This is a genomic window from Tessaracoccus lapidicaptus (genome assembly GCF_001693815.1).
GTDB classification, from domain to species: Bacteria; Actinomycetota; Actinomycetes; order Propionibacteriales; family Propionibacteriaceae; genus Arachnia; species Arachnia lapidicapta.
In genome coordinates this window covers 134,682-156,437 of sequence record NZ_MBQD01000021.1, presented here as the reverse complement: position 1 = coordinate 156,437, position 21,756 = coordinate 134,682, and the positions used below count along the sequence as shown (strand labels likewise).

17 protein-coding genes are annotated in these 21,756 nt (G+C 70.7%); 11 read left to right on the top strand and 6 right to left on the bottom strand.

Annotated features, from left to right (window positions below):
* Positions 1-18: 18 nt before the first annotated feature.
* The gene (locus BCR15_RS07745) at positions 19-1,476 is read right to left on the bottom strand and encodes an L-fucose/L-arabinose isomerase family protein (protein WP_068751625.1); all 1,458 of its coding nucleotides are present in this window, start codon (positions 1,474-1,476) and stop codon (positions 19-21) included.
* A gap of 78 nt (positions 1,477-1,554) precedes the next feature.
* On the opposite strand from BCR15_RS07745, the gene BCR15_RS07740 reads away from it, so the two are divergent.
* Positions 1,555-2,742 (top strand): LacI family DNA-binding transcriptional regulator, encoded by a 1,188-nt coding sequence (locus tag BCR15_RS07740; RefSeq protein ID WP_083196585.1) that lies wholly within the window; start codon positions 1,555-1,557, stop codon positions 2,740-2,742.
* Between the two features lie 71 nt (positions 2,743-2,813).
* Here BCR15_RS07740 and BCR15_RS07735 read toward each other — a convergent pair whose 3' ends face one another.
* Together BCR15_RS07735 and BCR15_RS07730 are read right to left on the bottom strand one after the other, a co-directional pair.
* The gene (locus BCR15_RS07735) at positions 2,814-3,284 is read right to left on the bottom strand and encodes a YgaP family membrane protein (RefSeq protein WP_068751623.1); all 471 of its coding nucleotides are present in this window, start codon (positions 3,282-3,284) and stop codon (positions 2,814-2,816) included.
* Positions 3,285-3,415: 131 nt separating this feature from the next.
* Positions 3,416-5,521, bottom strand: coding sequence for a copper-translocating P-type ATPase (locus tag BCR15_RS07730; RefSeq protein WP_083196584.1), 2,106 nt, complete (start codon positions 5,519-5,521; stop codon positions 3,416-3,418).
* Between the two features lie 213 nt (positions 5,522-5,734).
* Here BCR15_RS07730 and BCR15_RS07725 point away from each other — a divergent pair, with 213 nt between their 5' ends.
* The 5 genes from BCR15_RS07725 (at position 5,735) to BCR15_RS07705 (ending at position 10,481) form a co-directional block, all read left to right on the top strand.
* Positions 5,735-6,340, top strand: a complete 606-nt coding sequence (locus BCR15_RS07725) for a CueP family metal-binding protein (protein WP_068751621.1) — start codon at positions 5,735-5,737, stop codon at positions 6,338-6,340.
* 51 nt (positions 6,341-6,391) lie between these two features.
* Positions 6,392-6,751 carry an ArsR/SmtB family transcription factor gene (locus tag BCR15_RS07720; RefSeq protein ID WP_068751620.1) on the top strand — a complete coding sequence of 120 codons (360 nt, stop codon included), beginning with the start codon at positions 6,392-6,394 and terminating at the stop codon, positions 6,749-6,751.
* 8 nt (positions 6,752-6,759) lie between these two features.
* Entirely contained in the window at positions 6,760-8,007 is a 1,248-nt protein-coding gene (locus BCR15_RS07715) for an MFS transporter (RefSeq protein ID WP_068751619.1), read from the top strand.
* Between the two features lie 73 nt (positions 8,008-8,080).
* Positions 8,081-9,445, top strand: coding sequence for a hemolysin family protein (locus BCR15_RS07710; RefSeq protein ID WP_078919776.1), 1,365 nt, complete (start codon positions 8,081-8,083; stop codon positions 9,443-9,445).
* A complete protein-coding gene (locus BCR15_RS07705) occupies positions 9,438-10,481 on the top strand; it encodes a hemolysin family protein (RefSeq protein ID WP_068751618.1) in 1,044 nt (347 codons plus the stop codon). The genes BCR15_RS07710 and BCR15_RS07705 overlap by 8 nt, the downstream gene beginning before the upstream one ends.
* A 410-nt stretch (positions 10,482-10,891) precedes the next feature.
* On the opposite strand, the gene BCR15_RS07700 is transcribed toward BCR15_RS07705, so the two are convergent.
* Positions 10,892-13,165 carry a glycoside hydrolase family 3 N-terminal domain-containing protein gene (locus BCR15_RS07700; protein ID WP_068751617.1) on the bottom strand — a complete coding sequence of 758 codons (2,274 nt, stop codon included), beginning with the start codon at positions 13,163-13,165 and terminating at the stop codon, positions 10,892-10,894.
* Between the two features lie 132 nt (positions 13,166-13,297).
* Between BCR15_RS07700 and BCR15_RS07695 the strand changes: the two genes are divergently transcribed.
* The gene (locus BCR15_RS07695; RefSeq protein ID WP_176715204.1) at positions 13,298-13,957 is read left to right on the top strand and encodes a TetR/AcrR family transcriptional regulator; all 660 of its coding nucleotides are present in this window, start codon (positions 13,298-13,300) and stop codon (positions 13,955-13,957) included.
* A gap of 151 nt (positions 13,958-14,108) precedes the next feature.
* Here the strand turns inward: BCR15_RS07695 and BCR15_RS07690 are convergent, their stop codons facing one another.
* A complete protein-coding gene (locus BCR15_RS07690) occupies positions 14,109-14,936 on the bottom strand; it encodes an aldo/keto reductase (protein WP_068751615.1) in 828 nt (275 codons plus the stop codon).
* Positions 14,937-15,056: 120 nt separating this feature from the next.
* Between BCR15_RS07690 and BCR15_RS07685 the strand changes: the two genes are divergently transcribed.
* From BCR15_RS07685 to BCR15_RS14635, 4 genes are all read left to right on the top strand, one after another.
* Positions 15,057-15,404 carry a carboxymuconolactone decarboxylase family protein gene (locus tag BCR15_RS07685; protein ID WP_068751614.1) on the top strand — a complete coding sequence of 116 codons (348 nt, stop codon included), beginning with the start codon at positions 15,057-15,059 and terminating at the stop codon, positions 15,402-15,404.
* Positions 15,405-15,475: 71 nt separating this feature from the next.
* Positions 15,476-16,492, top strand: coding sequence for a cobalamin biosynthesis protein (locus tag BCR15_RS07680; protein ID WP_228383446.1), 1,017 nt, complete (start codon positions 15,476-15,478; stop codon positions 16,490-16,492).
* A complete protein-coding gene (locus BCR15_RS07675; protein ID WP_068751613.1) occupies positions 16,489-17,946 on the top strand; it encodes a cobyric acid synthase in 1,458 nt (485 codons plus the stop codon). Before BCR15_RS07680 ends, BCR15_RS07675 begins: the two co-directional genes overlap by 4 nt.
* A gap of 559 nt (positions 17,947-18,505) precedes the next feature.
* Complete coding sequence (locus BCR15_RS14635; RefSeq protein WP_141680070.1) at positions 18,506-18,943, top strand: hypothetical protein; 438 nt, start codon at positions 18,506-18,508, stop codon at positions 18,941-18,943.
* Between the two features lie 396 nt (positions 18,944-19,339).
* Here BCR15_RS14635 and BCR15_RS07670 read toward each other — a convergent pair whose 3' ends face one another.
* Complete coding sequence (locus BCR15_RS07670) at positions 19,340-21,658, bottom strand: RecQ family ATP-dependent DNA helicase (protein WP_078919775.1); 2,319 nt, start codon at positions 21,656-21,658, stop codon at positions 19,340-19,342.
* Positions 21,659-21,756: the final 98 nt, after the last annotated feature.

Below are 21,756 nucleotides of genomic sequence, written 5' to 3'. Positions count from 1 at the left end.
CCACCCGGCCTTCATCTCTCAGTCCTGCGCGACGACGACCGACTCGATGCCGAGCACGTCGGCGACCTTCGAGATGGTCTCCGCGTGGTGCCCGACGCCGAGGGCGTAGTGATGCGTGGGGGCCGCGGCCACCCAGCGCTTGAGGAACGTCCGCACGTCCGGGCGGAAGCGGCCCAGCGTGTTGGTGTTTCCCGTGGGGGGAACGGGAAGACGCAGCGATTCACCCTCGGCGACGACGAACTTGAACTTCCCGTCGGAGGTGATCGTGTTGCCCAGCATCGTGATGGGGCCCTCCTTGATGTTGAACTCCACGCTCGCGCCCGCGCCCGGCTTGCCGTGATACTTGCGCAGGCTCCGGATCGCCGGGCGCCCCTCGGCGATGTTGATGTGGTGGGGGCCGTCGTGCCCGACGAGGACGGCGTCGCGTTCGAAGTCGATCGGGTGGAACTCGGCGAAGCTGCCGCCGATCTCGAGGCGGTCCATCACCATCATCGCGATGCACGTCTTGATGTCGAACTCGCCGCACATGGGGAAGCCCGCAGCCTGCAGCAGGGAGTTGCCGACGATGAGGTTCGTCATCAGGGTGCGGGTCTCGGACCCCGGGAGGCCCTCGTAGTAGTAGGCGAGGCCGTCCAGGTTCTTCTCCTCGACGAAGCCGTCCAGTGCGACCGCGGCCCGGGCGGCCGTGTGGAGGTCGCCGTCGGTGAGCCGCATGGTGATGGGGTCCGAGACCGGATCGGGAGTGTCGAAGAACTCCAGGATCTCCTCCTTCTTGGCGCTGACAAGCGCCGGATCGGGATCGCTCCAGTGCCGGAGGATGTCCTCGGGCTCGCAGAGGACGACGTGGCTGCCGAACGCGGACGTAAGCGCGGTCGGGTCGGTGTGCATGTCGAGCATCGCCTCCAGCACGTGCCCCATCAGGCCGATTCTGGCCGTGCGCAGGCTGCGGTACACCTTCGCGATCTGGCACCACTCGGCGATCTCCGCGTCTGCGACCGGATCGTCGTGAAGCGTTCCGATGATCACTTCCGGGGGCCGCTTGCCCATGCGGACGGCCACGGCGGCGAACTCGGGGACGGAGCAGAAGTCGTCGTTGCTCAGCTGCATGTAGGTCGTGGCGTTGGCGTAGTCGAGGGCGGCTCGGGGCTGGAGCGCGACGAGGACGACGGGGATGTCCAGCGCGCGGATGAGGGCGCCGAACGTCGACGAGGTCGCGTAGGTCACCATGTCGACCAGGAGCAGGTCGAGATCGGCCGCACGGATTCGCGGGAGCGTCGCGTAGGTGCCTTGCGCCTCGTCCAGTAGCCCGAAGTTCACCACCTCCACGCCGTGGCAGGCCACCTTGCCCTCCAGCACAGCCGCCTTGCGGTGCATGTCCTCCAGCAGCCCCTCGAACTGCCCCCAGTACACGTGATGCCCGACCGAGACGATGCCCACCCGGGCCGTCAGCGGTTTCCTACGTTCGATGATCGACATGTTCTGCCTTCCGCGACTCCTGCGTCGCTGTAACTTGAACCGGTTCAATAACCGTAGCTGGCACGGTCGGCCTGGTCAATGCGCCTCTACCAGGAAGTACGGCGGATCCGGCGCGTGGGTGCGGTCTCTGATCAACGGATCGAGATTGAAGCGGTTCAGATATGCTGGCCTTACTCCGGCTGCTGGCGGGTCGGCTTCAGGAGGGTACAGTTCGTGCCGCGAGCAGGAGAGGGGCGAGGCGTGGCGAAGCCGGGCAAGGTCACGCTCAGTGACGTGGCCAAGGCGGCCGGAGTGTCGTCCGGGACTGTCTCGAACACGATCAATCGCCCTGAGAGCGTGGCGGACGCGACCCGACGACGGGTCCAGGCGGCTATCCGCCAATTGGGGTTCGTGCCGAACGAGGGCGCCGCCCGGCTCCGCAGCGGCAGCAGCCGACTGCTCGGGTTGGTCGTCCCTGACATTGCGAGTTCGTTCTACGCCGAGATCGCGAAGGGGGTGGCCCGGCGGGCCGAGGAGCACGGTCACGCCATGCTCCTGTTCGACACGGGCGACGACCTTGACCGCGAGGTGAGACAGCTCGAGACCCTTGCGCGGCACCGGTCCATCGGTGCGCTGATCGCCCCGCGGATGGCCGACGAGCGCCATCTCCGCAGGCTGCGCGCCCTCGACATGCATCTGGTGCTCATCGACCGGCCCGCCTCGGAGCATGATGGCTGTTCTGTGTCGATCGACGACGTGCAAGGTGGGCGCATGGCGGCCCGTCATCTGGTGGCGCTAGGGCGTCGGCGGCTGGCGTTCGTCGCCGGTCCGGTCGGGGTGCCGCAGGCGGAGCGGCGGCTGCAGGGCTTTCGCGACGCTGTGGCCGACGAAGTGTCGGTCGAACCGGCGGTGGTCCATGCCGACTCCTCGGACTTCCTGGGCGGCGGGGAGGCGGCGCGGGCCCTGCTCGCCATGGATCCCCGTCCGGACGGGGTCTTCTGCGTCAACGACCAGCTCGCGGTCGGGGTGGTCAACGAGCTGACTCGCGCCGGCCTGCGGGTCCCGCAGGACGTGGCCGTGGTCGGCTACGGCGACACGTCGGTGGCGCGGAGCGCCTCGGTGCCACTGACGACGGTCCGCCAGCCGATGTCCGATCTCGGCAGGGCGGCCGTCGACCACCTCATCAGAGAGTCGGAAGGCGTGGCCGAGTCGAGGATGCACCACCACTCCAGCACGGTGTTCCAGCCGTCGCTCGTGGTCCGCGAGTCTGCGCCCCTGCCCGAGTGAGGTCGCCTCTGTTTGGTAGATCTGGGCGGGTACTCCCACCCAGATCTACCAACTAAGACCGCCGGTCCTGCTCAGCGTCCCTTCTGTTCCCGCTCCGCCGCCTCGAGGGCGGCCCGGGCGGCGGCCGCGGGGTCGTCGCCGTCGAACGTGAGGTCGCGGAAGTCGCCGCGCAGTGCCTTCAAGGCGGTCCGCTCCACCTCGATCTCCTTGCGCGTCCGCACCCCGAGCCGCCGGATCACCTCCATCGGCGGGCACCACCCCTGGATGGCGTGCTGCAGCAGGAACGCGGGCACAGCGGTGGCCAGCCACAGCCACTTGGCCGAGTGAACCCGCGACAGCCCGAGGCTGAGCAGAATGAGGCTCGAGGCGTTGGCCTCCAGAACCCGCTCCACATCCCAGGCCTTGTCGAGGTCCTCGATGTGGCGGGTGATGACGTCCGACGGCGCGTTGACGAGATCCGTGACCCGCTGGAGCCGCTCCTCGTCGAGGCGCCGCTGGACGTCGTCGTCGGTGGATGAGCGGACGTGGTCGGCGTTGGACATGTGCTTCCTCCTTCAGGGGTGAGTCCTCCAGTCAAGCACGTTGCCGGCAGGTGCGGACCGCGTCGCGCATACCGCTGTCTCGTCCGGCGGAAGTGGTGGCGTAGTCGCCATCAGATCCGCCGGACGAGCGGTCAGGCTGCCCCGCCTGCGGATAACCGCGCTGGGTCGAGGTCCAGGCGGCGCAGGAGCTGTGCGTTCAGCGCGACGATGATCGTCGACAGCGACATGAGCACCGCACCCACGGCGGGGGACAGCACCACGCCGACGGGCGCCAGCACGCCGGCAGCCAACGGCACCGCGACGATGTTGTACCCCGCCGCCCAGACCAGGTTCTGGATCATCTTGCGGTAGCTGGCCCGCGACAGGTCGATCATCGACAGCACGGCACGCGGGTCGTTGCCCGCCAGCACCACGCCGGCCGACTCCATCGCGACGTCCGTCCCTGCCCCGATCGCGATCCCCACCTCGGCTCGGGCCAGCGCGGGGGCGTCGTTGACGCCGTCGCCCACCATCGCCACGGTCAGACCCCGCGACTGCAGTTCGGTGACCTTCGTGTCCTTGTCCTGCGGCAGCACCTCGGCGAACACCTCGTCGATGCCCAGCTCGGCGCCGACGGCGTCGGCCACCTGCCGCGCGTCGCCGGTGACCATCGCCACCCGCACGCCGCGATCCTGCAGCGCCCTGACCGCCGCCCTCGACTCCGCGCGCACCGTGTCCTCGACGGCGACCGCGCCGATCACCTCGCCGTCGCGGATGACGTGAAGCACGCCGGCTCCTCGCCCGGACCAGGAGCCGGTCTTCTCGGTGAGGGCCGACGGCGTCTCCAGCCCCAGCTCACGCAGCAGGGTGGGCCCGCCCACCTGGATCGCCGCGCCGTCGACGGTGGCCCGCACCCCGCGGCCGGTGGAGGCCGAGAAGTCCGTGGCGCGCCGCCGCATGCCCGAGGCCTTGGGATGCGCGGCGGCCGCCGCGACGATGGCCCGCGCGACGGGGTGCTCGCTGTCCGCCTCGGCCGCCGCCGCGAGCGACAGCAGTTCCGCCTCGGACACCCCGGCCGCCGCGACACCCGTCACCGCGTGGGCGCCCTCCGTCAGCGTGCCGGTCTTGTCGAACAGCACGACGTCGATGGTGCGCATCCGCTCCAGTGCCATCCGGTCCTTGATCAGCACGCCGTTCTTGGCCGCGCGCTCGGTGGAAATTGCGATGACAAGCGGGATCGCCAGGCCCAGCGCGTGGGGGCAGGCGATCACCAAGACGGTGACGGTTCGCACCACGGCGTCGTCGGGGCTGCCCAACACCGTCCACGCGATGGCCGTCAGGATGCCGGCACCGAGCGCGAACCAGAACAGCAGTGCTGCTGCTCGGTCGGCGAGCGCCTGCGCCCGCGAGGATGACGCCTGAGCGTCGGCCACCATCCGCTGGATGCCGGCCAGGGCGGTGTCGTCGCCGGTGGCCTCGACGCGGACCCGCACTGTGTTGTCCGTCGCGACGGTGCCGGCGACGACGCGCTCACCCTCGCCGCGCGCCACCGGCCGCGACTCCCCGGTGATCATCGACTCGTCGAACTCGGCCGCGCCGTCGACGATCGTCCCGTCCGCGGGCACCCGGGCGCCGGCTCGGACGAGCACCACGTCGTCGACCGCCAGCTCGGCGATCGGGACGACGACCGTGCCGTCGTCGGTCACCCGCTCCGCCTCGCTGGGCAGCAGCTCCGCCAGCGCGTCGAGCGCCGACGACGCCGCACCCAGCGCCCTCATCTCCATCCAGTGGCCCAGCAGCATGATGGTCACCAGCAGGGCCAGCTCCCACCAGAAGTCGAGCTCGAAGCCGCCGACGCCGAGCGTGGTGACCCAGGAGGCCACGAACGCGACGGTGATGGCCAGCGAGATCAGCAGCATCATCCCCGGCTGCCGGGTCTTCAGCTCGCGCCACCCGCCCTTGAGGAACGGGACCCCGCCATAGGCGAAGATCACTGTGCCCAGGATCGGCGCGATCCACGTGGAGCCGGGGAACTCCGGCAGGTGGTACCCGAGCAGGTGCGCCACCATGGGGGAGAAGATCACCACCGGGATGGTCAGCGCCAGGGACGCCCAGAAGCGGTTCTTGAACATCGCCGTCGAATGGCCGGCGTGCTCTCCGTGGGAGTGGACCTGCTTCTCGTCGACGGCGGAGTGGGCGTGGCCCTGTGGCATCGCCTGTCCGTGTGTCGAGTGGTCATGGTGTCCGGTGTGTTCCATGCGTCCGTTATATACCCCCAGGGGGTATTAGTCAAGAGGTCAGTGGATGCTGCACTGCGACAGCAGCTATCACGCGGAGGTCGATGCTGACCACCCTTCGCTACGTGTGACCCGCGCAATCTTGACCGGATCTTGACCGTTCACCCGCTGGATTCACGCCGGTCATGGGGCAGGGTGGACACCACGTGAAATCGACCGCCCTGGAGGACCCCGATGCCCCGACTTCGACCCGCCCTGCTCGCCGCCGTGTGCTCGGCGTCGCTGACGCTCGCCGCCTGTTCGGTGCCGGAGGCCGGCCCCGCGACGAGCCAGGCGGTGTCGTCGCGCAGCGTCGCCACCGTCGACGCCGGGACGCTGCTGGCCGCGCAGGGGCTGGAGGGGCGCTCAGGTCGGGAGGTCGTGGAGGCGCTCGACCAGCTCGATGCGGCGCGACCCCTGCCGCTGGCGGCCTCGGTCCGCTACGACGAGGTGCTCCTCAGCGACGGAGCCTCGCAGGCGGCCCTGCCGCTCGAGGGCGACGAGTTCTACCTCTCGCTGGCGCCGTATGTGACGCGCACGCACGAGTGCTACTTCCACAATCTCGGGACGTGCCGCGGGGAGATGGCGGGGGAACAGGTGCACGTGACGATCACCACCGACGACGGCGACGTCCTGGTCGACGAGGACGCCACCACCTACGCCAACGGATTCGTCGGCTTCTGGATCCCCAAGGACGTCGCGGGCACGGTCGTCGTCACCGCGGACGGCAAGCGAGCCGAGACGCGTTTCTCATCCGACCCTGAGGGGCCGACCTGCCTGACGACCCTGCAGTTGGCGTAGCGCGGCACCCCCCCCGGGGACTCGACGCGGAGCATCCGTTAGTATCTGCGTATGCACGCGGATAAGAAGATTAACTCGGTCCCCGCGGAGTTCGTCGACCTCGCCGCGGAAGTGCTCAGCCTCCTCTCCGACCCCACCAGGATCCGGATCATCCTGACCCTCGACGCGGCCGGCGAACTGTCGGTGGGCGAACTGGCGCAGGCGGTCGCCAAAAACCCGTCGGGCGTCTCGCAGCACCTGGCGCGGCTGCGCATGGCCCGCATGGTCACCACACGCCAGGACGGCACGCGGGTGCTCTACAAGCTCGCGGACGAGCACGCCCTGAGCGTCGTCATCGAGGCGGTCAGGCAGGCGGAGCACTCCGTCGCCTCGGCCGGTCAACTGCCCCTGCACCACTCGCACGAAGCCTGAGCGCCACCGTGCTCTCCGTGCTGCGCCACCGCACCTACCGGCACCTGTTCGCCGCCCAGGTGATCGCCCTCCTGGGGACCGGCCTGCTCACCGTCGCCCTCGGGCTGCTGGCCCTGGATGTCGCGCCGGACCGGGCCGGCGCGGTGCTGGGCCTGGCGATGACCATCAAGATGGTCGCCTACGTGGGAGTCGCGCCGGTCATCTCCGCACTCGTGGCTCGGCTGCCCCGCAAGCCCTTGCTGATCACCGCGGACCTGGTGCGGGCCGCCGTGGCGCTGTCTCTGCCGTTGGTGACCGAGGCGTGGCAGATCTACGTGCTGATCTTCCTGCTGCAGTCGGCATCCGCGACCTTCACGCCCGCGTTCCAGGCGCTCATCCCGACGGTGCTGCCGATCGAGCGTGAATACACCCGCGCGCTGTCGCTGTCGCGTTTGGCCTACGACATGGAGGCGCTCGTCAGCCCCATGCTCGCCGCGCTCCTGCTGACGGTGGCCGGGTACCAGAACCTCTTCCTCGGCACGGTGGCGGGCTTCGCGACATCCTCCGTCCTGGTGGCGGCGACCACGATCCCCAGGGTGGCCGCGCCGCCCGCGGCGCCGTTCCTGAGCCGGCTGACCGGCGGCACCCGGCAGTTCTGGGCGTCCGTCGAGCTGCGCGGCCTGATCGGGATCAACCTCGTTGTCGCCGCGGCGACCGCGATGGTGATCGTCAACTCCGTGGTCATCGTGGGGACGGACCTCGGCCGGGGGCACGACGACGTCGCGCTGCTGCTGGCGGCCTACGGCGCCGGGTCGATGCTGGTGGCGCTGGCGGTCCCCCGCCTGCTCGACCGCCGGCCAGACCTCCGGGTGATGCTCGCGGGGGCCGCGGTCCTCCCCATGGCCCTCGCCGCGGCCGCCGCCGTCCTCGCGTGGGTCGACGCCGCGCGCGCCTGGCCCCTGCTGCTCGGACTGTGGTTCGCCGTCGGTGCCGCAACGTCCGCGGTGCTGACGCCGTCGGCCCGACTCCTGCGCCGCAACTCGACGGAGCAGACGTGCCCCGCGGTGTTCGCCGCGCAGTTCTCGCTGTCGCATGCCTGCTACCTGGTCACCTACCCTGTGGCCGGTGTGGGCGGAGCGCTCCTCGGCCTGCCGGGGGTGGCGCTCGTGCTGGTCGCGGTCGCGGTTCCGGGGCTGGTGTGGGCGGCCCGGGCCTGGGCCCCGAATCGCTCGACGATCCCGGAGCCGGGGCGCAGCGCGCATATGATCGACGCGTGAACGACGGTCATAGTCTCTTGCCCTCCGGGGCCGCCCCAACCCCCGCCAGCTCCCTCACGGAGGTGAGCGGGCGATGATCGTCGAGTGGCTGCTCCTCGCCGCCGTCGTCGTGCTGATCGCGGCGAACGCCACGTTCGTCGCCGCCGAGTTCGCGCTGGTGACCGTGGACCGGCCGACAGTGTCCCGGCTCTCCGAGACCGACGCCAAGGCCGCGTCGCTCCGCGAGGCGCTGCGCACCATGTCGACCCAGTTGTCCGGCGCCCAGCTCGGCATCACCATCACCAGCCTCGTCGTGGGTTTCATCGCGGAGCCGTCCATCGCGGCGCTGCTCGAGGTGCCCATCGAGGCCGTCGGCCTGCCGGAGGAGACCGCCTCCGTGATCGCCTTCACGGCCGCGTTCCTCATCGCGACCGTTGTCCAGATGGTCTTCGGTGAGCTGGTGCCCAAGAACTGGGCCATCGCCGAGCCGCTCAAGGTGGGCCGGGCCGTCGTCGGATTCCAGCGCGCTTTCACCTGGGTGAGCCGGCCGCTGCTGTGGTTCCTCAACGGCACCGCCAACCGGCTGGTGCGGGCCTTCGGCATGGAACCGCAGGAGGAGCTCGCATCCGCGCGCTCGGCGCAGGAACTGGGGTCCCTTGCGGCCCGCTCCGCCCGGCAAGGGCTCCTGGGCGAGGACCTGGCGCGTCGTCTCGAACACTCCGTCGCCCTGGGTGAGCGGACCGCCTCCGACGCCATGACCCCCAGGCCGCGAGTCCGCTTCCTGGAACTCGACCAGACGGCCGCCGACGTCCTCGACGCCGTGCGCGCCACCGGGCACGCCCGCTTCCCGGTCACGGGCGACAGCGTCGATGACGTCCGCGGCGTCGTGCACTTCAAGGACGCGGTCGCGGTGCCGGCCGCGGAGCGCGCGACCACCCCGGTGGCCGGCCTGATCCGCCCGATGCGGGCCGTCCCGTCGACGATGCCGCTAGGCCCGGTCCTCGAGGTGCTGCGGCGCGGCGTGCAGATGGCCGTCGTGGTGGACGAGTACGGCGGCACCGACGGGATCGTGACCCTCGAGGACGTCGTCGAGGAGATCGTCGGCGAGATCGACGACGAGCAGGACCGCCCGACACGTGCCTACCGCGAGCTGGGGGAGCGGCGGTGGTCGCTGTCCGGCCTGCTCCGGCCCGACGAGGCGGGCGAGACGCTGCACCTGGAACTCCCGGAGGGCCGCGAGTCCGACACGCTCGGCGGCCTCATCACCGAGGAACTGGAGCGCTTCCCCCGCATCGGCGACCAGGTGGTCCTGGCCGTCCGCGACGAGTCCCGCCCAGACGACGACGGGCTTCCGTCGCCCGCGCAGGCGCGCCTCACCGTCACACGCCTGGACGGGTGGCGGGTCGATCGGCTGACCCTCGCCGTCGAGGATCTCGAGGAGGGTGAGCAGAATGCTTGATGCCACCGCCATCCTGATCGCCATCGCGCTGCTGATCGGCAACGCGTTCTTCGTCGGCGCGGAGTTCGCGCTGATCGCCGCTCGCCGTACCCAGATCGAACCCCGCGCGGCCGCCGGCTCGCGCGCCGCCCGCATCACGCTGCGGGCCATGGAGCGCGTCTCCCTCATGATGGCCGGCGCGCAGCTCGGCATCACCATGTGCTCCCTCGGGCTCGGTGCGATCGGCGAGCCCGCCGTCGCCCACGCGCTGGAGATACCGCTGGCCGCCGTCGGCATCACGGGCGCCGCGCTGCACACGGTCTCCTTCATCATCGCGCTGGCGATCGTCGTGTTCCTCCACATGGTCCTCGGCGAGATGCTGCCCAAGAACATCGCCATCGCCGGGCCCGAGCGCTCGGCGCTCCTCCTCGGGCCGATCCTCTACGGCATCGTCGTGGTGCTGCGCCCCCTCATCTGGCTGCTCAACTGGATCGCGAACGCGGTCCTCCGGCTCCTGCGCGTGGAGCCCAAGGAGGAGGTGGCCTCCGCGTTCACCGCCGACGAGGTCGCGGCCTTCATCGCCGAGTCCCGCGAGGAGGGCCTGCTGGAGGATCGCGAGCACCAGCTGCTCAGCGGCTCCCTGACCATCGGCACCGAGACGGTCGAGGCGGTCATGGTGCCGCTCGACTCCCTCCAGACCGTCCCGCGAGGCGCGTCCCCGAGCGACGTCGAGACCGCCTTCGTCCGCACGGGCTTCTCTCGCTTCCCGGTCACGGCCGAGGACGGAGAAGTGCTGGGCTACGTCCACCTCAAGGACTTCCTGGGGCTGTCGGACGACGAGGCCTCGCGGCCGCTGGACGATCACGTGGTGCGGCCACTGGCCACCATCGCCAAGGACACGACGCTCGAGGCCGCCCTGGCCGCGATGCAGGCGGGCGGTACGCACTTCGCCCTCGTCGTCGACGGCGACGACACGATCGGCGCAGCCATGCTGGAGGACGTCGTCGAGCGCCTGATCGGCGAGGTCAAGGACGCGGCGACGGTGTCGCGGGGGTAGGGGCGTCTACGTTCCGCTTCCTGGAGAGCCGCATCTGTGCATGGAGGCGATGCAGCACACCCACGTCCGCGACTACGGGCTGGTGGGTCCCGTCCGGCTCCTCACGGTCCCCGTGAGCTGAGGTTCCGCCCCGGCGAGGCAGTGGAGAGTTCCGCTCGCTGAGGTTCCGCCCCGGCGACGCAGTCGCCGCGGGGGAGTCTCGAAGCGGGCACCGGAGGTGCCCATCTCTGTGGGAAGGGTGATCGCCGCCTGTGGCGGCGACTTCGAGACTCGGGCGCGCCGGCTGCGCCGTCGGCCCGCGACCTCAGTGAGCGAGGGGGCGGCGACTTCGAGACTCGGACGCGCCGGCTGCGCCGTCGGCCCGCGACCTCAGTGAACGGAACTGCCCGCGACGTCAGTGAGCGAGGGGGTCAGGCGGTGACCTCAAGCGACGTCGTCAGTTCGCAGGCGGAGCTGCCGCCGACGAAGACATCGATCACCGTGGCGTCCTGCACCCAGGTGCGGGTCGCGGCGCTCCAGTAGCGCAGCTGGTCCGGACCGAGCTCGAACTCGATGTCCACCGACGCACCCGCCGGCACGTGCACCCGACGGAAGCCCTTGAGCTCGCGAACCGGCCGGGTTGAGGTGCCGTAGCGCTGGTGGATGTACAGCTGGGCGACCTCGTCGGAGTCCACCTCGGACGTGTTGGTGAGGGTCACCGCGACCGTGCCCGTCTCCCCGACGGCGATGCTCGACGGCGCCCGCAGGTCCGAGTACTCCACCGTCGCGTAGGTGAGGCCATGTCCGAACGGGTAGAGCGGGGTGCTCTCCTCGTCCCAGTAGCGCTTGTCCGCTTCCTCGGGCTGGAAGGTGCGGTAGTGCGAGTGCACCATCGGCACCTGGCCCACATGCCGCGGCCAGGTGAAGGGCAATCGGCCGGCGGGGGAGACGTCGCCGAACAGCACCCGCGCGACCGCATCTCCGCCGCGCACGCCCGGGTACCAGATCTGGACGATGGCGTCGGCGTTCGCGTCGGCCCAGCGCAGGTCCAGCGGGCGGCCCGACATCACGAGCACCACCATCGGGGTGCCCGTGGCGTGAACGCGCTGCAGCAGTTCGAGCTGGCGGCCCGGGAGGTCGAGCGTGGAGACCGAGGCCTTCTCGCCGATCATGTTCTGCGGCTGGCCCACCACGACGACGGCAACCTCGGACTCGACGGCCAGGGCGACGGCGCGCTCCAGCTCGGCGTCCTCGTCGAAGCCCTCGGGGGTGCGGGGGAGCTGGCCCGCCTCGTGGGCGTCGAACATCGACGGGAACAGGCGGGTGGCAACGGCGGTGGCCGGGGCGAACTCGACGCGCGTTCCCTCACCGGCGCGACGGCGGATGCCGTCGAGGATCGTGACCGACTCGGTGACGTCGAAGTCGAAGATCCAGGGGCCCAGGATGTCGCGCTGCGAGTCGGCGAGGTCACCCAGGACCGCGATCGACGACGGGGCGCGCAGCGGGAGGGCGCCGTCGTTCTTGAGCAGGACGGCGGTGCGCTCGGCGGCGGCCTGAGCGACGTCGCGATGGGTGGAGTCTCCGAGGATCGACGCGGTGGTCGATTCGTCGACGAAGGGGTTCTCGAACAGGCCGGCGGCGAACTTGGCGGTGAGGACGCGGCGGACGGCCAGGTCGATGGTGGCCTCGTCAACGAGCCCGTCTGCCACGGCCTGCGGGAGGCGGGCGTAGGCGGCGTCGTACATGGCCATCTCCATGTCCAGCCCGGCGTGGACGGCGCGGGCGCCGGCGTCGGTGAGGTCGCGGGCGAAGTGCTGCGTCTCCAGGGAGCGCACGGCGTTGGCGTCGGAGACGACGAAGCCGTCGAAGCCGAGCTCGTCGCGCAGCACGTCGGTCAGCAGCCAACGGCTCCCGCTGGCGGGCACGCCGTTGAGGTCCATGTAGGCGCTCATGACGTTCTTGGCGCCCGCGTCGATGGCCGCCTTGAAGGGCGGGAGGTAGACGTTGCGGAGTTCGGCGTCGGAGATGTCCGAATCCTCGTAGTCGCGTCCGCCGCGCGCGGCCCCGTAGCCGGCGAAGTGCTTGGGGCCGGCAAGGAGGGACTCAGGGCCGCCGTCGCCCTGGAACCCGCGCACCTGCGCGGCCGCCATGGCCCCGCCGAGGCAGGGATCCTCGCCGGCGCCCTCGATGATGCGGCCCCAGCGGGGGTCGCGCGCGATGTCCACCATCGGGGCGAACGTCCAGTTGATGCCGACGGCGCGCGCCTCGCGGGCGGCCACCCGCTGGCCCTGTTCGGCCACGTCGGGGTCCCAGCTGGCCGCCACCGCGATGGGCACGGGGAAGGTGGTGCGGAAGCCGTGGATGACGTCGTAGCCGAAGATCAGGGGGATGCCGTGGCGGTTGGCGTCCATGGCCTGCCGCTGCAGCCGGTTGGCCTGGGCGGCGTTCTTGACGAACAGCAGCGACCCGACCCGGCCGGCGTGCAGTTCCCGCTCCACATAGGCCGGGTACTCGAGGAACTGGCGCTGCTCGTCGGGGAGCGAGTCCAGATCCACCTCGACGGCGTCCGTGGCGTCCGGCCGCCCGAAGTAGAAGTACTGCGTCAGCTGGCCGGCCTTCTCCTCCAGAGTGAGGCGTCCGAGAAGGTCCTCGACGCGGTCCTCGACGGAGAGGGCAGGGTCGCGGTAGGCGGGGGCGTCGGTCATGGAGGTCCTTCGTGGTGTCGGCGGCGACGGTTAAATCGTAGTGAACAGCATACTTCAAGAAGCGTCAAGCTTGACTATCGGTATCGTGAGGGCTGAAGGTTGGGGATGGGGAGAAGTTTGAAGGAGGTGGCTGTGTCGACAACACCGTCGAAGCGCGGACCGTACGCGAAGTCCGCGGAGAAGCGGGCCGCCATCGCCAAGGCCGCCTACGACGTCGTGATGGAAGTGGGGCATCCGCAGCTGACGACGGCGGCGGTCGCAGCCCGGGCCGGCATGCTCGAACGGACGATGCTGTACCACTTCCCGACCCGGGATCACCTCCTGGTGGCGGCCATCGAGTACTTCGAGGGGTTCATCGACGGCGAGGGCCAGGACGTCGACGTCGAGCGGCCGCTGGCTCCGCCCGGGGAGTTCCGCGACCTCATCGACCACCTCGCCCACCGCTCTCCCGGCGAGGACAAGCGGCTCCAGTTGCAGGTGGCGTTGGCGTCGGCCGCGCAGGACCCGGCGCACCCGGCCCATGCGTTCTTCCAGCGCCACTACGAGCGGGTGATGGCGGAGATGGTGGAGTTGATGAAGGCCCGGCAGGCGGCGGGCCTGGCGCACCCGGATCGTGATCCGGTCCGCATGGCCCGGCAGTTCGTCGCGGTGTGGGACGGGCTGCAGCAGAACTGGTTGATCCGCCGCGACTTCGACCTCACCGAGGAGATTACTGAGGCCTTCCGCGAGATCAGTGGCCAGAACGCGATGGAGGCGAGGGCGGCGGTCCAGGACCTCCTCAACCGCATCTGACCGACAGGCGCCTGCCTTGCATCCCGGCGCCTGCTCTGTAGCGCAGGCGCCTCGGCGCCGCCTGCCTTGTGTTCAGACGCCTGCCCCGGAGGGCAGGCGCCGTGAGTCATGGCAGGCGTCAGAAGGGCCGGGCCGGCGGCCTAGTGGGGGATCAGTGGCCGAAGCGGTCGGAGTCCGCGACGCGGTAGTCCGGGTTCTCCAGCGCGGTGAGCGCACGCACCTCGTCGTCGGTCAGGCGGACGTCGAGCGCGGCGAAGTTCTCCGCCAGCCGCTCCCGGTTCGACGACTTCGGGATGGGAAGCAGGCCCTGCTGGATGTGCCAGGCCAGGACGACCTGCGCCGCGGTGACGTCGTGCGCGGCGGCCACGTCGCTCACGGTCGGGTGCTCGGCCAGCCCGTTCCCGGCCGCCAGCGGCGCCCACGATTCCGTCAGGATGCCGTGCTCGGCGTGGAACGCGCGTTCCTGTGTGCGCGGCGTGAACGGGTTGCACTGGATCTGATTCACCTCGGGCGCGACACCGGTCGCGTCGATGAGCCGCTGCAGATGCTCGGGCTTGAAGTTCGACGTCCCGATCGCCTTGGTTAGCCCGCGCTCTCGCGCCTCGATCAACCCCTCCCAGGCCCGGACGTAGAGGTCCTGATCCGGGTTGGGCCAGTGGATGAGGACCAGGTCGGCGTACTCGAGGCCCAGCCGGCCGAGGCTGCCCTCCACGCCAGCGACGGCGTCGCCGTGCCACTTCTTGTTGAACTTGGTAGTGACGAACACGTCCTCGCGAGCCAGCCCCGACTCCCGCACCGCCCGCCCGACTCCTGCCTCGTTACGGTAGTTCTCCGCGGTGTCGACGAGGCGGTAGCCGATCTCGAACGCGGTCAGGCACATGGCGCGGACCTCGTCGTCGTTGAGCGGCCAGGTGCCGACGCCGATCGCCGGGATCGCAGTGCCGCCGGTCAGGGGAATTCGGGGAGCAAGCGTTGTCATGGGCCCATTCTTGCGGACCGGCCAAGCCTCGGCGGGAATGTCGCCGGCCGCCGACGTCGGTGCCTCGGGAGGCCGATAATTGGTCAAGGCTCACCATGCACTACGGCAGTCAGGAGAGACATGACCACGCACGAGCACGGCAAGAAGGTCCTCCAGGATCTCCAGGGACCCGCGAAGGAACTGCGCTCCCGTATCCCGGAGGTGTATGCCGGCTACTCGGCCATGCACAAGGCTGTGCTCGGCCCGGGCGCGCTCGACACGAAGACCAAGGAGCTCATCGCGCTCGCGATCGGCGTGACGGACAAGTGCGACGGGTGCATCGCCAGCCATGCCCGCGGAGCGGCGCGTGCAGGAGCGACCGCCGACGAGGTGGCTGAGGCGCTCGGGGTGGCCATCCTCATGCGCGGTGGTCCCGCGACGGTCTATGGTCCGCGCGCGATGGACGCCTTCCTGGAGTTCCTGGAGTAGCGCTCCGGGACTTGGAGCCTTTGCCGAGGCGCCCGCCAGACCCGCCTCTGGCTACTGCTAGCGTCGGCACCGTGATCACGCGCGCGCTCGGCATCGTCCTCGGGGTGGCGGCCGACGCCGTGCTTGGGGATCCGGCCAGACACCACCCCGTCGCGTGGTTCGGGACCTTCGCGTCGCGCGTCGAGCGGTCTCTGTACGCCGACGACCGCGCCCGCGGCGCCGCGTTCGCTGCCGCGACGGTGGCGCCGATCGTCGCGGCAGGGGTCGCGGCCGAGCGCGCCACACGTCGTCACCCCGTCACGCACGTCGCCGCGACCGCGCTGGCCACTTGGGCCGTCCTCGGCGCCCGCAGCCTCGCCCGCGAGGGCAGGCTCATGGCCGACCGCCTCGACGACGGCGATCTCGACGGCGCCCGCGCCCGGCTCGGCCACCTCTGCGGCCGCGACCCCGCCGGCCTCGACGAGCCCGAGCTCGCCCGCGCCACCGTCGAGTCGATGGCGGAGAACACGGCCGACGCCGTGGTCGCGTCGCTGTTCTGGGGTGCCGTCGCCGGGATCCCCGGCCTTCTCGCCCACCGGGCGGTCAACACGCTCGACGCCATGGTGGGCCACCGCAACGACCGCTACGCCCGCTTCGGGACGGCCTCGGCGCGGTTCGACGACGCTCTCGACTACATCCCGGCCCGCCTCACCGGCGCGCTCGCCTGTGTGGCCGCCCCGGTCGTCGGCGGGTCGACGGCGGAGGCCTTCCGGGTGCTACGCCGCGACGCCCGCAACCACCCCTCACCCAACGGTGGCTGGTGCGAGGCGGCCTGGGCCGGCGCCCTGGGCGTGCAATTGGGTGGCAGCAACGTGTACTTCTCCCGTGTGGAGGAGCGTGGCCTCCTCGGCGACGGCCCGCGCCCCCGCGCGGCCGAGGTGCGGAAGGCGGCCCGGCTCGTGGGCGTGGTGACCGCGATGGCGACGGGACTCGCCGCGGTGGCGGGCTCCTCTCGCTGGCTGAGGTGCCGCGAAGCGGCCTCGAAGCCTAAGAAGCGTGACCTTGCGTGCGTGCGGGTGAAATCAGTCCGGAAGGGGAGTGGCGCATGACCGGGATCCTGATCGCGGGGACGTCGTCGGACGCGGGCAAGTCGCTGGTGGTCACCGGGCTCTGCCGGGCCGCACGCCGTCGCGGGATCGACGTGGTGCCGTTCAAGGCTCAGAACATGAGCAACAACTCCATGGTGTGCGCCGACGGCGCGGAGATCGGCCGTGCGCAGTACCTGCAGGCGATCGCGGCGGGCAAGACGCCGACGTCGGCGATGAACCCGGTGCTGCTCAAGCCCGGCAGCGACCGGCGCTCCTTCGTCGTGCTCCGCGGCGAGCCCGCGGGCGCACTGGAGGCGGGGGAGTACGCCACCGGTCGCCGCCTGCTCGCCGAGGCCGCCCACGAGGCGTATCGGGAGCTGGTCGCCGCGCACGAGCTGGTGATCTGCGAGGGCGCGGGCTCTCCGGCCGAGATCAACCTGCGCGACGGCGACTACACCAACATGGGCCTGGCCAGAGCGTTCGACCTGCCGGTGGTGCTCGTCGGCGACATCGACCGCGGTGGAGTGCTGGCCTCCATCTACGGCACCTGGGGTCTTCTCGACGACGACGACCGCGCCCTCCTGGCCGGGTATCTGATCAACAAGTTCCGCGGCGACCAGGCCATCCTCGACCCCGGACTCACCGAGCTCACGCGCCGCTGCGGGCTGCCGTCGTTCGGGGTGTTGCCCTGGCTGCCGGGCGTCTGGCTCGACGGCGAGGACGCGCTCGAGGTCGGCCGGTGGCGCGGCGACGCCCGGCCCGCCGCATCAACAGGGAGCGGGACGCTGCGGGTGGCCGTCGTCCGCCTGCCGCGCATCTCCAACGCCACCGACGTCGATGCGCTGGCCCAGGAGCCGGGGGTCGACGTCGTGGTGACGACGGATCCAGCCACCGTTGCGGCGGCGGATCTCGCCGTGCTGCCGGGGTCGCGGTCCACGTTGACGGACCTGGCGTGGTTGCGGGAGACGGGGATAGCGGCCGCGATCGAGGCACGCGCCGAGGAGGGGCGGCCGGTGCTGGGGATCTGTGGGGGCTTCCAGATGCTGACGCGTACCATCACGGACCCCGTCGAGGCCGGCCACGCGGGCGCCGTCCCCGGACTGGGGCTGCTGCCCGCGGACACGGTGTTCCACCCGGACAAGGTGCTGGGCCGGCCGTCGGGAAGCTGGCGGGGGCACGACGTCGAGGGCTACGTCATCCACCACGGTCGGGTGCGGGTCGACGACGGACACGAGGAGTTCCTCGAAGGCGTCCACGCCGGCCCGGTCTGGGGGACGATGTGGCACGGGTCTCTCGAATCCGACGGCTTCCGCCGGGCCTGGCTGCAGGAGGTCGCGTCCCTGGCCGGGCGCAACTGGGCCCCCGCCGACGGTGCCCCCGGCTTCGCGGCCCGGCGTGAGACGATGATCGAGACGGTCGCCGACGCCCTTGAGGCGCACGCCGACCTGGATCGCCTGCTCGCCCTCGCCCGCTGACCCGAGGCGGCTCGGCCGGGGGGCCCGGCAACCCGGTCCGAGCCGTAGCCTCAGTTGGAGGGGAGGCTCGGCATGAACGCGTCCAGCACCCACCGACTTCGCCCCAGGTGGCGCCTCCCCCGGCGGCCATCATCCGTTCGGCGATGCCGGTGGAAAGAGGCCACGGAGACACACTCCTGGCGCCAGCCACTGCTGGATACCCCCGCTCACGCTGTGAATGACCCGTTCATTAGCAGTTGCTAAGGTGAAGTCCACCCGCGAGGGTACTTTCGTACCCGCATAGCTGACGAAGGTTTTCAGAGTCGCAAGTCAGCGAGAGCTGGGCCCCAGTGTGAACCCCGTTTCTGTTAGCCTCTTTTCGTGCCGACAGAGAAGACAGGAATGTAGACGTGAATGATTCAGGCGTCTTGGCTAGGTGGCTCGACTAGCTTTGGCACTAGTGATAGGAACGGCGCTTGTGAACTCGACATCCATTGCGAGCGCTGCCCCACATGCAAACGCTCAGGGGAGGTCCAGCGATATCCCGGAATCCAGTTCAGCCACTCAGGACGAACGACGGATGCGCGAGATTGTCCGTCAGGCACGAACCGCCGATCCCGTTGGTTTCCGGGACCGACGCACAGCCCTTGCCAACAGCGATGGGTTCGAACAGATCATGCGGGGCTCCTCATCGGAGGCGGAGCGCGTGTACCTGGACTTCTTTACTGCCGTCAGCTCCGATGCTGAGATCGCCCGTTTTGTGGAGGCAACCGAAGGCAAGTTCATTGCAGTTTCGGGATCAGGTGCTGATCTAGCCGTTGAGTGGGTCGATACGCCTCCCGTTAGTACCCGCGCGCTTGACTGCTGGCAGGCATATGTGGCCTCGTACTCGTTCTTCGCAGCCTCGACCGCGATCTGCGGTGTTGTCACCATCGCTTCCGGGCCTGGTGGTATTGCTTGCGCTTTGGCGTTCTGGGGCATCGGTACACTCCCGGACCTCAATGATGCCTGTGACTGAGCGCTCTCCCCGAACCGGCCTGCGTTCTTGGTGGTCTCGATTCCTCACCGCAGCCGCCGTTCTTGCAGTGGGGATGGCGGGCATCACCGCAGCACTGATGATAGTTGGCTTGGAGACACGCCCGATAGGCGCCATCGTGCCCACGGGGCTGATCTTCTGCATTGTGTTCAGTGCGATTCATGCCTCAGCTCACACTTGGCGGGAGCGCCTCCACAAGGGGGACTGACCAGGTTGCCGCTCACTCGCGTCCTTGGCCAGCCACCGGCTGCCCTGCTCGCGCTGATCGCTGTAGCGACGCCCTTGGTGACGGGTTAGTTGGCTGGTGTTAGGTCTTGATGAGAACGTGCCACGACCGCCAGGCCTTCGGCCGTCCCCAGACCGATCGCCAGCTGTCCGTCAGTACGTCCCCAACGCGAACGGCAGCACCGCGGGGGCGCCGGCGCGGCGGAGGAGGCGGCCGGCGACGGTGAGTGTCCAGCGAGACTCGACGAGGTCATCGACGAGCAGCACCGGCCCGGTCTGGGCGGCCAGGGCCTCGGCCATCGCGGGCCGCACCCGGAACCTGTTCCACACGTCGCGCACCCGGAACGCGCTGTTGGTCGACCGGTCCAACGGAGTCGCGGTGGGGCTCAGCTCCAGCGGGCCGAGCAGCCGCAACCGTCCCGCTGTCGCGATGCCCGTGGCCAGCGACTCCACCAGCCGGGGCCGGCTGATGCTCGGCACCCAGGCGACGGAGGTGGGCCGCTGCGTCCAGTCCCACTCGCGCAGCACCCTGAGCGACGCCTGGGCCAGGCCCTCGGGCACCTCGGCGTCGACGGGTCGGCCGTCACGGTCTGGGGCGAACAGGTCGCGGAGCGTGCCGCCCCAGCCGAGGTCGGTGAGCCGGGCGACCACCCGGCCCGGCTCCAGCCGCTGATCCGGGGCGATCTTCCCGCTGAGCTTCTTGCCGCCGTCGGTGACGCCGAGCCGGTCCAGGCCGCCGGGCCACAGCGCCCGCGGGGCGAGCTCGACGCCGACCCGGTCGACGCCCGCCTTGGCCGCGGCCTCGTCGTCGGCGCTGATGCCGGTGGGGAACCAGACCCCGGCGCACACGTCGCAGCGGCCGCACGGCGCCGCGTGCGGATCGTCGAGCCCGGCGGTGAGGAATGCCATCCGGCACTCCCTGCCCGCCTCGTAGCCGAGCATCGCGTCCTGCTCCGCGCGGCGGGCGGCGGCGATGCGGCCATAGCGCTCGGCGTCGTAGATCCACTCCGCGCGGGTGGCGACCCACCCGCCCTGCACGTACTCGACGGCGCCCTCGACGGCCAGCACCTTCAGCAGCAACTCCAGCTGCCCGCGCCGCAGGTCCACCCGCGACTCCAGCGCCGCCACCGACAGCGGGGCCCCCTCGTGGGCCAGTGCGCCCAGCACCGCGTCGGCGCGGGCCTGCGTCGGCATCGCGTTGGTGGCGAAGAAGTGCCAGATGTCGCGGTCCTCCGGGCCCGGGAGCAGCAGCACGTCGGCGTTGTCGGTGGCGCGGCCGGCGCGGCCCACCTGCTGGTAGTACGCCACCGGCGAGCTCGGGGCGCCGAGGTGGACGACGAAGCCGAGGTCCGGCTTGTCGAAGCCCATGCCCAGCGCAGACGTCGCCACCAGCGCCTTGACGCGGTTCTCCTTCAGCGCCGTCTCGGCCTCCAGCCGCTCCGCGGCGTCGGTGCGGCCCGTGTAGGGGAGCACCGAGTGCCCCGCCTTGGCCAGGTGCGCGGCGGTGTCCTCCGCGGCAGCGACGGTCAGGCAGTAGACGATGCCGCTGCCGGGAAGCTCGGACAGGTGCTCGCTCAGCCACGCAAGGCGGCGCCAGGCGGTGCCGAGGTCCAGGACGCCCAGGCGCAGCGACGTCCGGGCGAGAGGACCGCGCAGCGTGAACACCTCGTGACCGCCGATGCCCATCTGCTCGACGACGTCGGCGACGACCCGCTCGTTGGCCGTGGCCGTGGTTGCGAGCACGGGGATCTCGTCGGGTAGTTCCGCGATGAGGGTGCGGATGCGGCGGTAGTCGGGGCGGAAGTCGTGGCCCCAGTCGCTGATGCAGTGGGCCTCGTCGATCACCAGGAGCCCCATCGCCGCGATCAGCCGCGGTAGCTGCTGCTCCCGGAACCGCGGGTTGACGAGGCGCTCGGGCGACACGAGGAGCACGTCGACGGCGTCGGCGTCCAGGAGCTGCTCGATGTCGGACCACTCCGTGACGTTGGCCGAGTTGATCGCCACCGCCCGCACCCCGGCCCGCTCGGCGGCCGCCACCTGGTCGCGCATGAGCGCCAGCAGCGGTGACACGATGAGCGCCGGCCCGGCGCCCGCGCGGCGCTGCAGCAGCGCCGAGATGAAGTACACCGCCGACTTCCCCCAGCCGGTGCGCTGCACCACGAGCGCACGCCGGTGCCCGTCGACGAGGGCCTCGATCGCCTCGAACTGGCCGTCGTGGAACTCGGCGTCGGGCCGGCCGGTGAGGCTGCGCAGCGCGTCCAGGGCCTCGTCCCGCAGTCCGGCGGACCCGCGATGGGCCACCCGGCCCGCCGGTGGCGCCGCAGCAGCCGCCGCACGAAGCGAGGGCCGTGCCTGGGCCGCTGGAGGGTCCGGAAGGCGACCGGGATCGTCTCGGCCCCCCGGGCCGTCGTCGGGCGGGAGCTCCCACTCATCGGCGGGGGGCTCCTCCAGCCAGAACTCGCGCGTGTGCATGGGGGCCAGCTTGTCACGCCCCGGCGACAGCCCTCGGACCCGCCCGCCGGGCGGGCGACCGCAGGCTGGGCGACCCCCGCAGATGCCCGGCGGCCGGG

What these genes read in the sequence shown, in the direction of transcription:
- BCR15_RS07745 (WP_068751625.1), bottom strand. Translation starts at nt 1,476, where the DNA reads ATGTCGATCATCGAACGTAGGAAACCGCTGACGGCCCGGGTGGGCATC.
- BCR15_RS14635 (WP_141680070.1), top strand. Translation starts at nt 18,506, where the DNA reads ATGCGCGAGATTGTCCGTCAGGCACGAACCGCCGATCCCGTTGGTTTC.
- BCR15_RS07675 (WP_068751613.1), top strand. Translation starts at nt 16,489, where the DNA reads ATGACCGGGATCCTGATCGCGGGGACGTCGTCGGACGCGGGCAAGTCG.
- BCR15_RS07710 (WP_078919776.1), top strand. Translation starts at nt 8,081, where the DNA reads ATGATCGTCGAGTGGCTGCTCCTCGCCGCCGTCGTCGTGCTGATCGCG.
- BCR15_RS07700 (WP_068751617.1), bottom strand. Translation starts at nt 13,165, where the DNA reads ATGACCGACGCCCCCGCCTACCGCGACCCTGCCCTCTCCGTCGAGGAC.
- BCR15_RS07690 (WP_068751615.1), bottom strand. Translation starts at nt 14,936, where the DNA reads ATGACAACGCTTGCTCCCCGAATTCCCCTGACCGGCGGCACTGCGATC.
- BCR15_RS07720 (WP_068751620.1), top strand. Translation starts at nt 6,392, where the DNA reads ATGCACGCGGATAAGAAGATTAACTCGGTCCCCGCGGAGTTCGTCGAC.
- BCR15_RS07705 (WP_068751618.1), top strand. Translation starts at nt 9,438, where the DNA reads ATGCTTGATGCCACCGCCATCCTGATCGCCATCGCGCTGCTGATCGGC.
- BCR15_RS07735 (WP_068751623.1), bottom strand. Translation starts at nt 3,284, where the DNA reads ATGTCCAACGCCGACCACGTCCGCTCATCCACCGACGACGACGTCCAG.
- BCR15_RS07725 (WP_068751621.1), top strand. Translation starts at nt 5,735, where the DNA reads ATGCCCCGACTTCGACCCGCCCTGCTCGCCGCCGTGTGCTCGGCGTCG.
- BCR15_RS07685 (WP_068751614.1), top strand. Translation starts at nt 15,057, where the DNA reads ATGACCACGCACGAGCACGGCAAGAAGGTCCTCCAGGATCTCCAGGGA.
- BCR15_RS07670 (WP_078919775.1), bottom strand. Translation starts at nt 21,658, where the DNA reads ATGCACACGCGCGAGTTCTGGCTGGAGGAGCCCCCCGCCGATGAGTGG.
- BCR15_RS07740 (WP_083196585.1), top strand. Translation starts at nt 1,555, where the DNA reads ATGCGCCTCTACCAGGAAGTACGGCGGATCCGGCGCGTGGGTGCGGTC.
- BCR15_RS07730 (WP_083196584.1), bottom strand. Translation starts at nt 5,521, where the DNA reads ATGGAACACACCGGACACCATGACCACTCGACACACGGACAGGCGATG.